This window comes from Vibrio barjaei (assembly GCF_001639065.2).
Taxonomy (GTDB): domain Bacteria; phylum Pseudomonadota; class Gammaproteobacteria; order Enterobacterales; family Vibrionaceae; genus Vibrio; species Vibrio barjaei.
Genome location: NZ_LQXO02000005.1, coordinates 220,924 through 233,680, shown reverse-complemented (window position 1 = coordinate 233,680; position 12,757 = coordinate 220,924). Strand labels below are relative to the sequence as shown.

Here is a 12,757-nt window from a genome sequence, read left to right as displayed (position 1 = left end):
GATTAAACCCTCACCTCACGACGAGCGTCTCGTCCCCACTTCAAATTAATAATTGCACGCGATGCGAAAATGCCCGTGAACATGCTTGTTAGCAGACCAAGGCCCAGTGTTAATGCGAACCCTTGAATCGGACCATTACCAATGGCATATAGAATCACCGCCGTAATCATGGTGGTGATATTAGCATCCATAATGGTTGCCACTGCAGAATTGAAACCCTGATCTATCGCTTGAGCAAAGCTACGCCCTTCCGCTAATTTATCTCTGATACGCTCAAAAATAAGTACATTAGTATCTACCGCCATACCGACTGTAAGTACCAAACCAGCAATACCAGGAAGCGTTAAGATGGCACCCGGCACCAGTGCTATTAGACCTAATAAACAGCTCATATTTAGAATCAACGCCACATTGGCTACCCAACCTAATCGACGATACCAAAGCGCCATAAAGGTCAGAGTTAGTCCCATACCTAATGCTAAAGCCGCAAAACCATTTTGGATGTTTTCCGCACCGAGAGATGCGCCAATGGTACGCTCTTCAACAATGGTCACTGGCGCTGTCAAAGAGCCGGCACGAAGTAGCAGAGCTAGTTGCTGTGCTTCTTCTAAGTTACCTGAACCTGTGATACGGAACTGACTACCCAATTGGGATTGAATGGTTGCCACACTGATGACTTTTTCATTACGCTGAGTTTCACCTCGTGCATCCACGCCGTACTCGCGATAGACCGTCGCCATCGGCTTACCTATGTGCGTTGCGGAGAAGTCGCTCATCATTTTACCACCAGCGTGGTCGAGGGAAATATCAACCTCAGGGCGATGCATTTGGTCAAAACCAACGCGAGCGTTAACGATGTGCTCACCCGTCAATACTGGCTTCTTCACCAAAGTAACCTGTTTGCCTTGTTCATCTTTCACTTTAAGCGTAGACACAGGGTTTGATGATGTGCTGACTTCATGGAAAGCCAAACTCGCTGTAGCACCAATCACGCGTTTTGCCAATGATGGGTCTTGCACACCTGGAAGTTCGATACGAATACCTGACTCACCTTGACGCTGAACCATTGCTTCCGTGATACCTAATTCTTCAATACGCTGGCGCATGATTTTTAGGTTTTGCTGCATGGTTAGATTTTGGAAATCTGCATAGTTCTGAGCCTTCATCTTAATGGATAGCTCGTCCCCTGCTCCCTTCGCTTGCCACTCTGGGTAGTTAGCGTTAACGAATTTACGTACAGCAATCTCGCCTTCGCTGTCTTTTGAAGTAATACGAATGCCGGTATCAGTGTCAGGGCGAACTTGTACACCGAAGATACGCTCTTTACGCAAGTCTTGCTTAATCTCATCGACCACTGCATCACGCTGCTCAGAAACCGCCTGGTCAACGTCAACGTTCAACAAGAACTGAACCCCACCTCGTAAGTCCAAACCAAGTTTAATTGGCGTAAAACCCATAGTTTGGAGCCATTCTGGTGCTACTGATGTGTAAGAGTAAGACATGCTGTCATCCTTACCCACCCACTCACCAAGTGCATTTCGAGCCTTGGTTTGCTCCGCTTCATTGTCAAATACGAGTTGAGCGACATTGCTTTCCATGCTGACAGATTCGGGTTTGATACCGTCGTCATGAAGTAAGGAATTGATTTTGAATACCGAGTTTAAATGCTCGTTGTGCTCGCTCACTTTTAGCTCAATAGCAGGCTTCTCGCCGTACCAAGATGGTAAAGCACTTAGAGTCAATACCACACAGGTCACGACAAGAACGATATATTTCCAAGTAGAGTATTTGTTTAATACTGCTCTCGGTTGAGGCTTTTTACGCATAGTTTTCCCTCAGCATTATGCTGAACTTTTGATACAGATAATCACACCCACTCTCATCCATGCATTGTATAGGAGTAGAGGTGGATAAATTTATGGTAGAAAACGAACTATGCGTATTGGGTATTCAGGAAAACGTAGAGCGTGTTGCCATCTTTCCAACCACTGATACGGTGGTTGCTTTGGACATAACTAAAGAAGAAAGGAGTTATTAGCGCTTCATTAACAGCAGCGCTGCGCAACTCTTGTTGGCCTGTACAACTGTAATCGAACACCACATTATAAGTAGGTGTTTCTAATTCATGGTTCTCATTGTTGTTACCAGTCCAGCGCCAGACGGTGAGTATCGCCTTAGCATCATGGTCGCCAAATGACTTTGATTTCGGCTTTTGAGGAGTTGGGGTTTGTCTGGTTGTCTGACCAAGCCTTGTTGAAACACCAAGTGAAGCTTGCTCTTTCCACAAAGAAATACCAGAAGAGGAATTCTGTTGATTTGCCGATTCAGACGCAGCAACCCCTAGCGGCGCGAAAAACGCAACAACCAAAGAAACAATAAACTGCAAATAGAACTTAGACAAAAAACTAGCCTCATGACACTAAGGTCTGCATTATCTGCCTATGTCGGCCCAAAGACAAATAAAAAATACTAAATCGAATATTAGAAACGGTTTACTTCATGTTGAGGGAATAATTGTCGCCAACTATAGTCAAAGAGTAACGGTAGAAAGGAATGACAATGGAACTGTCACAAAACGAAAAATTGACCTTAGTGAAGTACGCGTTAAACGTACTCGATGGGTGGGGTGCATCTAATTTACAGACAGAAGCCATTTTAGAAATTTCGCCTGAACAACATGCACGCTTAAAAGTTACACCTGCCACTGTCCCTATTGGACCTTCAACACTTGAGCGCGTTCACTTAGTAGTTGAAATCGATGGCCTACTACGTAGCGCGTTTGAAAGTTCTCATTTCATCAACAACTTCATTAATGTCAGAAACAATGCCAAAAACTTGAACGGTTACGCGCCCATAGAGCATATCGAGAGAGGCGATCTCACTGCTCTTAAGCGCCTCAAACAGTATGCTAAAGAGATGGTTCGAAATGCAGAAAGGGAACAGGACGACTATTAAACTACTAGCGGTAATATTCTATCGCAGCAGATTAAAATAACTCTCCTGTCGCGACATTCAAATAAACTTTATTCTCCGATTCAATCCCACCACAATAGGTAAAATAAACACTATCTCGATGATTGATCGATTTTACCCAGCCGCTCAGTTCTTCAAAATCAGACAATCTGCATCGCTTTTGCTTTACCAGCTTAGTGGAAGCATCAAAGAATTTTTCTTGATAAAGCATAAAGTCATCGCTGCCTTCAATGTAATCAGTTAGGACATTTAACCAACGTTCGCCGCTCAGGTTAACCTCTTTAGTCACTAGGTGCTGCGTATTTACCCACTGAGATATTTCATCCGCCCCTTCTTCGAGCTGATAAATAGGCGCAATGCGTATCCACTCCCCCTCTCTCTCAAGAACTTTTAGCTTTTCACCATAATACGCCACACCATCAGGTGTGGAAGCGAAGTCGGGTTGAGTTAGGACGTTCTCGAATGATCTCGCCACAAAATAGTATTCTGGCAAAGGAGCGGAGATAGGTTGTTCAACAACAATGTCAGAAGGCGAATCTTCATTTGTATTCTGTAAATCAGGATGCGTTCGAGGCTCAATCGCTTCCATCTCATCTTGATTGAAATAGCCCAGATAATGAGCAATACCAAGACCAGCTAATACTAGCGATACGACCACTAACGCAATAACCACTACCTTTTTCACAACTGACCCATTTCATCTAATGCTTGTTATTCGTTATCGGCAACAAGTGTGAATAATTAACTCAAGATTCTAGCAGATAATCACACTTCGCCAAATTGGCTCTTTAAATCATCCGGCAATACATATAATTACATTCATTAAGTTAATGAATGTGCTAGTATTTCTTCAATGTTTACTTCGTCTGTATTTACTGCAACAGAACGACTATATTTCAATCAATAGAGCACCGAGCGCTGGTTTACGTTCTCCATACTTAATGTAATGAAGAACAATTAAGCTAATCGTTTAGGATATACCTAAGTCAGTGATTAAACTCGATTTCAAGATCTAATCGACTAGTATAGGTTTAGCACTATTGTGTAAGGGTTAGTTATCAATGCGCTTAAAGTTGTTAATAGGACTACTGATTTCTCAGTTTTTATTTGGCATTACTCTCGTCAATGCTAATACTACCGAAGGGAACAGTATAGAGGATGGTAAAACATTCACTCTAGGGGTGCTCAGTAGCAAAGCCCGAAAGCACATTGGTTTCTCTGCACCACTTGCCAGATATCTAGCCGACAATCTTAGTCAATATGGGTATGAGAAGGCCGAGGTAAAGGTGACTAAGTCGGCATTAGAGCTCGGACAATGGTTGGATTCCGGAGAAATAGATTTGGTCTCTGAAACTCTGTTTGCAGCACTCTCCTTACAAAGCGAACATAATGGTGAAATTATTCTTCGACGTTGGAAAAAGGGTGAATTTGAATATCACACCGTGTTTTTTGCCCGAAAGGACAGCGACATCAATTCACTGTCCGATCTAACCGGTAAAACTATTGCGTTAGAAGATCAAAGCTCCACTTCCGGGTTTTACTTGCCGATGATAGCACTCAGTGAGCATCACCTAGCACCAACCCATTTCGCGAGTTCGTTGACTCCAGTTCTAAAAGATAAAGTTGGTGTCGTCCTAACAGGTGATGTTCTTCGTAAAGCAGATGAAATCTCGTTATCGACCTGGGTCTATCGTTCTCAAGTCGATGCGGCCGCTTTCTCCAACACCAATTGGGATGATTTGGGTGATATGCCTCAGCATATAAAGTCGACCATGAAGATTTTCTATCGTACTGACAGTGTTCCTCGCAGTGTCATGGTTATCAGAAATGACCTACCAACAGAGGTAAAACAGGCCGTTAAAGATACGTTGCTCAAAGCGGATTCAGACCCGACAGGCGCTGCTGCACTTGCGCAATTTCAAAAAACGGCAAAGTTTGATGAAGTACCAGCATCCCAACTCACACTGTTTCCACAATATAATGCCGCTCGTCTTCAAGTCGAAGAAGCTTGGTTCAACTGATTTAGGGTAATTGAATGAAGTTGAGACTACGACTACAAGGACAATACATGCTAGTGACATTTGCACTAGCCGTTTTGATGACGTTGACCAGCGCAGGTATTCATATATGGCTTTCCTCCGCACAATCGAGTCGACTGTTAAATGAGCTAACCGTTCAAAACAGCAAGACCTTTCGAGCAGAGTTGAGTAAACGAGCTGATCAAATGTCAAGCTATCTGTCAGATGCGATGTTTGATCCTCTTTATATGTATAACCACGAAGAGGCCAGCTACCTCATTAAGCCAATTACCCAACTAGGTGAAGTTAAACGTCTGGTCATCTTTGATAAACAAGGGCGAGTATTTCACGATGGAGAAGAATCACTGGAAAACATCGGCAAGCCTTTTCCATATCCCAGCCAAATTAGCAGCGTCCTACGTTATGGCAGCTCGATTCAGTCTTTCGGACCTGATAGCCTAACCGTATTCCGCCCAATCGCAGCGGCAGACCAAGTAATTGGCGGTGTTTTTATCGAGCTATCACTCGATAAGGTCCAAAAGGATATTGATTCAGTAACAACTCTAATAAAGGCCATCGATCGACGCTCTAAAGAGGAGCTATACATCGGCGTGGCACTAGCAGCCGTATTACTGCTGACTATCTCGGCTATCATCGCAACCATCATTTCTCGCCGTTGGAGTAAACCGCTCATTAAGCTTACCGAGCAAACAGACGCCATAGGTCGTGGGGACTTCACTCGCGCGGAAAATATCACTGCGGTTGATAGACAAGATGAGATTGGAGATTTGAGTATTGCCGTACGTTCAATGGCAACCAAACTTGAGCAGCGCACGCAGAAGATCACTCACCTAGCCTACCATGATGCGTTAACTGAGCTGCCTAACCGCACACGCTTTATACAGCATTTGCAAAGCACGATTAAATCGTATCCAGCGACCTCATTTTCGGTGTTGTTTCTCGATTTAGATGAATTCAAGGTTATTAATGATAATTACGGTCATGATAGTGGTGACTTTTTACTGATAAGACTGGCTGAAAAACTCAGTTTATGTGCCCGTGACATTACCAATGACCACCCACTCACCATGATTTCTCGTATCGGTGGTGATGAGTTTTTAATGCTTATTCCGCACTTAAAAACAACAGAGGACGTAGACGCCGTAATCAAGAAGATCTTTGTCGCGGTGCGCTCCCCTATTTTGATGGAAAATGAAGAGCTCGTTGTTGGGGGCAGTATTGGTGTCGCCAGATATCCGTATAACGGCAAAACGTCTGAAGATTTAATCAAAAACGCAGACATTGCTATGTACCGAGCTAAGGCGGATGGCAAGAACACTCATAAGGTGTTTACCCCTAAGATGTTCAAGTCTGTCGTACATCGCGCCAATATTGAACGAGAATTGCGGCGTTCACTGTCTGATTTGCAACAATTCGAACTCTGGTTCCAACCGTTGGTTTGCATAAAGACCGGACGGATACTAGGTGCTGAGTCGCTGGTTCGTTGGAGACACCCAACTCTAGGCATCGTTCCTCCTGTTGACTTCATCTCTATTGCAGAAGAAACAGCGATGATATTGCCATTAGGACAATGGTTAATCGAAAGGCTTTGTATTCAGCTACAGCAATGGGCACCTTACTTCGGACCTGATTTCCATGCGTCTATCAATATCTCGTCAAAGCAGCTTTACAGGCAGAATTTGGTGGAAATGTTCGCGTTTTATATGGAGAAGTATCAAGTTCCAGCCAAAGCAATTCGCATCGAAATTACGGAAAGCTTGCTGCTTCAAGATGAAGATGAGGCAGAACGTACGCTAAAAGCGATCCGCGAGAGTGGTATAGAAGTATGGTTAGATGACTTTGGTACTGGCTATTCATCTTTAAGTTACCTGCGTAAGTTTACTGTCGATGGAATTAAGATTGATCGTTCCTTTGTAAGAGACATTATCACTGACCCTAAGGATCAACAATTGGTGCAGGCTATGGTCGCTATGGCGAAAAACCTCGACTTACTTGTTGTTGCAGAAGGAATCGAGAAAATCGAACAAGCCGAAAAACTGTCGCAGTACGGCTGTCAGATTGGACAAGGGTATTACTATGATAAGCCAATGCCTGTGGATGACTTCGTGAAAAGACTCATCAATGCCAGCGAATCTAACGTGGTTGAATTCAAAATCTAAAAAAGCCGCTCCAATGGAGCGGCAATACTCAACGACATGTTTTGTTATAGTTATGAGGAAACAAACTCTCTTCAAAATCTTGCCATGCCAATATCGTTTTCTTGATATTAAGGCTATCTATTCAGTCTTAGGTCTACTTCTACCGCTAACGCCACTGACGCTCCCACCATAGGGTTGTTACCCATCCCGATGAAACCCATCATAGCCACGTGAGCTGGCACTGAAGAACTACCTGCAAATTGAGCATCTGCGTGCATTCTGCCCATAGTATCTGTCATACCATAGCTAGCAGGACCTGCCGCAACATTATCTGGATGTAGAGTACGACCAGTACCACCACCAGAAGCTACAGAGAAGTATGCTTTACCTTGGTTAAGTCTTTCTGATTTATAGATACCCGCTACCGGATGTTGGAAACGTGTTGGGTTAGTCGAGTTACCTGTGATACTTACATCAACTTGAGCGGCATGCATGATAGCCACACCTTCACGGACATCATCCGCACCGTAGCACAAGATTTCACCGCGCTCGCCTTTACTAAAGCGTTTACGGCTAACTTCATTTAGTTCGCCAGTTGCGTAATCATACTGAGTGCGTACGTAAGTAAAACCGTTGATGCGTGAGATGAGATAAGCGGCATCTTTACCTAGACCGTTAAGGATAACTCTTAATGGCGATTTTCTAGATTTGTTTGCGTTTAGAGCAATTTTAATCGCCCCTTCTGCTGCTGCAAATGACTCATGACCAGCAAGGAATGCAAAACATTGTGTTTCTTCATTAAGCAATCGAGCTGCTAACGCACCATGTCCTAAACCTACTTCACGCTGCTCTGCTACACTGCCTGGTTTACAGAATGCTTGCAAACCTTCACCAATCGTTGAAGCCGCTTCCGCTGCTGTTACTGCCTTACGGTGAAGAGCTAGAGCAGTACCTAGAGTATAAGCATCACACGCGTTATCAAAGGCGATTGGCTGCGTGTCTAAAACCAATTGTTTTGGGTCAATCCCCATTTCAAGACAGTAATTGTATGCTTCTTCAATTGAGAGGAAGTTCATTTCATTAAGTAGTGCTTGTTTAGTAATAGTCATAATAAATTCCTCAACTTAGTCTTGACGTGGATTAACAGTTTTAACAGCTTCATCGAAGCGGCCATAAGTGCCTTTCGCGCTAGCTAGTGCTTCGTCAGCGGCCACACCACTATTGATTTGAGCCATCATTTTGCCAAGGTTAAGGTATTCATAACCGATGATCTCACCGTCTTCATCAAGTGCTAATTGGGTAACATAACCTTCAGCGACTTCCATATAACGAGGACCCTTGATACGCGTTGAATAACTCGTTCCTACTTGACTGCGTTGAGTTTTACCTAGGTCTTCTAATGCAGCGCCAACTTCAAGACCACCTTCGGAAAAAGCGGATTGAGTTCGACCATAAGCAAATTGAAGAAAAATCTCGCGCATTGCAACGTTAATAGCATCACAAACCAAGTCAGTATTCATCGCTTCTAGAATGGTTTTACCGGTAAGAATTTCAGATGCCATCGCCGCAGAGTGAGTCATGCCTGAGCAGCCAATTGTCTCAATAAGCACTTCTTCTACGATGCCATCTTTAACGTTAAGCGTTAACTTCGCTGCGCCTTGCTGTGGAGCACACGCTCCAACACCATGACTTAGGCCAGAGATTGCGATAACGTCTTTGGGATTGATCCAGCGGCCTTCGACGGGAATTGGCGCGGATGCATGAAGGTCGCCCCTTTGAATTGGGCACATGGATTGAATTTCGTGAGCGTATTGCATGTCGTTTTCCTCGATAAAGGAAAACAGGTGTAGAACGGAACTAATGATCTAACTACAGTTCGTCGATCCCAAAATAGGATCGTCCCAACAGATACACCTGTTTTCAGAAACTGTAGGAGTCATCAGCCGATTTGGCGGTTAAGTAGGTGGAACCCCATCACCTTGGCTGCAATTCTAGATCTAAATCACATTTTTGTGCAAGACCTCTGTCTAGAACCATTATTCATAAAAATATTTAGTTTTATATTCATAACGCAATAAGCATAATGATATCAACTATTACAAAGTCGATACATAATCGGCTCTAATATCAAGGTATAGTCGTGTCATTTTGGCGTTAATTATCTTGCAAAACATCGTTTATTTAGCCTGTTAGGCATTGCTGTCTCAAAGCAGTCTCTCTAGAATTTTGAGTTTTAATTAACCACCTTTATTAACAAGAATGATCGTAATGCGATATCCCTTCGCAGTGTCAACGGAGAAAAGTAGTGTCAACATCGTATTCAAGTGAGCAAAACAACAGTTGGAAGTTCGTTTTGTTGCTTGCCATCATCGCAGTGGTATTTAGTGGGTTATTCGACCACGACGTCTGGACGCCCGACGAACCTCGTGTGGCTGCCATTATTCATAGCATGTACATCACAGGTGACTTCATCATCCCTCAATTTGCTGGCATTTCATTTGTAGAAAAGCCGCCTGTGTTCTTTATCATCTCAACCGTCTTGATGCATGCAACGGGGCTTGACGCCATCATGGCAGGGCGACTTGCACTATCTCTGTTGTGTTTGGGCTCACTCGCCGCCACATATCGAATCGCTTACCTATTTAAAGGAGAGAATTTCGCGTGGATGGCGCTGGCTGTTCTTGGAACACTTGAAGGTTTTATCCTCAACTTTCACTGGTTGCGAGTTGATGCAGCACTAATGTTTACTACAATCGCCGCAACTTGGGCCTTTAGTGAAGCCTACCTGCGTCAAAAGCTAGGCTATTTAATTGTTGCAGGTGCGTTTACTGGGCTGGCCTTCTTAAGTAAAGGACCAGTCGCCATCGTGCTATGTATTGGTCTGGCATGGGTACCGTTAGTATTACGAGCTCTAACCCTAAGAAAACAGTTTCCAGAACAAGCGACCTCAACCAGCCAGTTTGTACTGATGCATGTAATTGGTATCAGCGTGATGTGCTTAGTCGCTGCGAGTTGGATTTATCCTTTCTACAAGACGGCCTCTCCAGAGCTTTGGAAAGCATGGTTTTGGGATAATCAGGTAGGCCGACTGACAGGCTCTGCAACGAACACACTTGGCCACAATAATGCTGGGAAACCATTTTATTACGTGAAAGGCATACTGGAATACAGTGCGCCATGGACACCACTATTGTTACTATGGTTAGGCAACTTTATCTATAAGTTACGCCAACCTAAAACACTCTCTTGGACAGACGGCTTCTTCGCTTTCTGGTTCGCTATCGCTATTTTTGTACTGTCTTACTCAGTGACTAAGCGTTCTATGTACTTAGCGCCGCTAATGCCGCTGTTTGCTCTTATCATTGCAGATGCGTTAACAAGCTTCTCTGGCAAATGGTTTAACTGGTACCGCAAAGGCTGGCTTGCGCTAATGTCGTTAGTTCTGATTGTATTTGCTGTCGTGCCTTTATGGTCAGGTTTGTTGCCATCGAGAAAAATACCACCAGCACTAATGGAATGGTTGAGTACGTGGCACTTGGTGGCATTGATACCTATCGCAGCAATCGTTTTGATGGTAATCGTAGAGCGTAAGCCATGGCCGCAATGGAGCAAGATGGCAATCATTACTGCTCTATTCTTCTCAAGTGCCTTTAATTACTTGTTCCCAGCGATTGATATTGCAAAAGACATGAAACCGGACCTACAAGCTTTCGTTGAGCAAGTACCGGTAGAAAAAAGAGACCGTATTGCAAGCGTACGTTTCTCAGAAACAATGACGTCGATATTCTTCCTCTACCATGACTGGGCAGTTCCACAAGTTGGTGTAGAGCGCGCACAGGCCATCCTAGACGGTGTCGATCCTGACTACGATTACCTGTTGCTCGATAGAAGTAACTCAACAACCGACATAATCAAGTTCACACCATTCCGTGAGGACACACAATATAAGATCCTCGCAAAAGGAACCCCTCGAAGTGACAAAGAAAAGGATGCGGTTTTTTGGCTTTCCGGACAATAGCCGCAACTAAATTGTCATAAAACATTTCAGCCCTCTAGAAATAGAGGGCTTTTTCTATCTAAAACTTGTTGCACAGATCACAATAACATCAACTTACATCGCTGATTTTACACAGTCGTTAATATTTAGTTGCAAACCACCCTCACGCATCTAACTGAAAATAAAGTTATTATCTTAGCGGGCTAAGGCAACAATATCCCTTCCTAATGACCTCTTTGGTTCTATATAGTCTTTGCATTTGATTGGAGTTATTGAAGCCTTTATCATTTTTCAAATACGGTTGATATACCACACGACATATTTTAAAGTCTAACACCTGACAGTCTGGCTAACTGTCATGTAAGTCAGATAGACTCAAAACCAAATATATAAAAAACAACGTCACAGGCACATAAACATGTTCGAACAAAAGACATTTCAGTTAATGAAGAACACTCTCGAAGGCAAGGTGAAGAATATCGATATCATCCCGCGATGCAGTAAAGAGTCACTTATTGAGGCCATTCATAGCGCATCTACTGTTAATGACTTAATTGGCATTAATAAAGCGATCCTGCGCCTCATCAGTAAGGCGTAGTTAGTGCTTTGGGACAGGTAGTTGCCCTGTCCCTTTTAAATTAGCGTTTAATTGATGAATGTGGACCCGGTAGTTTCAATTTAGGCTGGAATGCACCTTTCGCTCCCATATCCAAAATAGTGTACTCGTTGTAACGCTCAGCGCAGTCATAGCGACTCTGGCTTAGTTTATGAGCGTTAATCATCAGTTCTTCCAACTCAAGATTATATTGATGAAACTCTTCTTCGGTTAATGTCAGCTTTGAGCTAATCAAGTAAACATTATTATCGTCAGGGTTTATATCCTGAACTTCGGCTTTTAGAGCATCAATTACTTGGTTTTTAAAGAAATTTGCGAACTGGCTATGTTTTCCGAATGCAATGTGCCGCGGTACCGACAGCTTGAATTCCAATCCTTCAGAAAGGGTAATCAACCCAACATTTTCCAAATCACGAAAATAAAGGTACATAGATTGTTTATCTAAGTCATAACGCTGCATGAGCTCATCCGCACTGAGGTACTCATCAATAATGCCAGTCATCAATGTATACAGCTCTGGAGATTGGCAGAAGGCACTATCTTGTTGCTCAGTGTAGGTTGGCACTTCACTAACAGCGTTCTCTGCATTCAAAACAATGGTCGACAACGGTATTTGGATCAGAGCCGCAATGTCATTCATCCGACTAATAGAAAGCGGCTGATGTAAGTTCAGCATCCGTTTTACACTTACCTCCGACACCTGAAGCGCTTTAGCAACATCCAAGTAAGACATTCTTGAGTTTTTCAGCGCTCTTTTTAACTCTTCGCAAATCTGTTTAGCGATGGCATCCATTGTACAAATGTCCCAAGTTTCTTATTGTGCCACCCAAAGTATCACATTAAGACCCAACTTTGCTTCCAATTGATGAAAAGAATCAATATGCGACCATAAGAACTCAACCACACTACATTAGGTCGCCTTACGATGAACACTATTTTTGATTTTGTCCCCGAACTACAACGACGCTGCTATCAAGAGAAGTTAGCTCCAAAG

11 protein-coding genes and 1 riboswitch are annotated in these 12,757 nt (G+C 43.5%); of the genes, 5 read left to right on the top strand and 6 right to left on the bottom strand.

Features of this window, described 5'->3' with window-relative positions; all coding sequences use genetic code 11:
* Positions 1 to 2 precede the first annotated feature (2 nt).
* Together secD and AWH66_RS02015 are read right to left on the bottom strand one after the other, a co-directional pair.
* The gene (gene secD, locus AWH66_RS02020; protein WP_063605032.1) at positions 3 to 1,826 is read right to left on the bottom strand and encodes a protein translocase subunit SecD; all 1,824 of its coding nucleotides are present in this window, start codon (positions 1,824 to 1,826) and stop codon (positions 3 to 5) included.
* A 107-nt stretch (positions 1,827 to 1,933) separates the two neighbouring features.
* Positions 1,934 to 2,401 (bottom strand): hypothetical protein, encoded by a 468-nt coding sequence (locus tag AWH66_RS02015; protein WP_063605031.1) that lies wholly within the window; start codon positions 2,399 to 2,401, stop codon positions 1,934 to 1,936.
* Positions 2,402 to 2,559: 158 nt separating this feature from the next.
* Between AWH66_RS02015 and AWH66_RS02010 the strand changes: the two genes are divergently transcribed.
* Entirely contained in the window at positions 2,560 to 2,955 is a 396-nt protein-coding gene (locus tag AWH66_RS02010) for a hypothetical protein (protein WP_063605030.1), read from the top strand.
* Positions 2,956 to 2,986: 31 nt separating this feature from the next.
* On the opposite strand, the gene AWH66_RS02005 is transcribed toward AWH66_RS02010, so the two are convergent.
* On the bottom strand, positions 2,987 to 3,658 hold the full coding sequence (locus AWH66_RS02005; RefSeq protein ID WP_071487840.1) for an SH3 domain-containing protein: 672 nt from the start codon (positions 3,656 to 3,658) through the stop codon (positions 2,987 to 2,989).
* A 376-nt stretch (positions 3,659 to 4,034) separates the two neighbouring features.
* On the opposite strand from AWH66_RS02005, the gene AWH66_RS02000 reads away from it, so the two are divergent.
* The gene (locus AWH66_RS02000) at positions 4,035 to 4,994 is read left to right on the top strand and encodes a phosphate/phosphite/phosphonate ABC transporter substrate-binding protein (RefSeq protein WP_063605028.1); all 960 of its coding nucleotides are present in this window, start codon (positions 4,035 to 4,037) and stop codon (positions 4,992 to 4,994) included.
* Positions 4,995 to 5,008: 14 nt separating this feature from the next.
* On the top strand, positions 5,009 to 7,171 hold the full coding sequence (locus AWH66_RS01995) for an EAL domain-containing protein (RefSeq protein ID WP_083399926.1): 2,163 nt from the start codon (positions 5,009 to 5,011) through the stop codon (positions 7,169 to 7,171).
* Between the two features lie 113 nt (positions 7,172 to 7,284).
* Here the strand turns inward: AWH66_RS01995 and AWH66_RS01990 are convergent, their stop codons facing one another.
* Together AWH66_RS01990 and AWH66_RS01985 are read right to left on the bottom strand one after the other, a co-directional pair.
* Complete coding sequence (locus AWH66_RS01990) at positions 7,285 to 8,259, bottom strand: GGGtGRT protein (RefSeq protein WP_063605026.1); 975 nt, start codon at positions 8,257 to 8,259, stop codon at positions 7,285 to 7,287.
* Between the two features lie 15 nt (positions 8,260 to 8,274).
* Complete coding sequence (locus AWH66_RS01985; protein WP_006069385.1) at positions 8,275 to 8,967, bottom strand: iron-sulfur cluster assembly scaffold protein; 693 nt, start codon at positions 8,965 to 8,967, stop codon at positions 8,275 to 8,277.
* A gap of 106 nt (positions 8,968 to 9,073) precedes the next feature.
* Positions 9,074 to 9,138, bottom strand: a riboswitch (Fluoride riboswitch).
* Positions 9,139 to 9,455: 317 nt separating this feature from the next.
* On the opposite strand from AWH66_RS01985, the gene AWH66_RS01980 reads away from it, so the two are divergent.
* A complete protein-coding gene (locus AWH66_RS01980; RefSeq protein WP_063605025.1) occupies positions 9,456 to 11,168 on the top strand; it encodes an ArnT family glycosyltransferase in 1,713 nt (570 codons plus the stop codon).
* A 397-nt stretch (positions 11,169 to 11,565) separates the two neighbouring features.
* Positions 11,566 to 11,745: a hypothetical protein gene (locus tag AWH66_RS01975; RefSeq protein ID WP_063605024.1), complete on the top strand. Its 180-nt coding sequence runs from the start codon at positions 11,566 to 11,568 to the stop codon at positions 11,743 to 11,745.
* 40 nt (positions 11,746 to 11,785) lie between these two features.
* Here the strand turns inward: AWH66_RS01975 and AWH66_RS01970 are convergent, their stop codons facing one another.
* Positions 11,786 to 12,556, bottom strand: a complete 771-nt coding sequence (locus AWH66_RS01970; protein ID WP_063605023.1) for a transcriptional regulator — start codon at positions 12,554 to 12,556, stop codon at positions 11,786 to 11,788.
* Between the last annotated feature and the right edge of the window lie 201 nt (positions 12,557 to 12,757).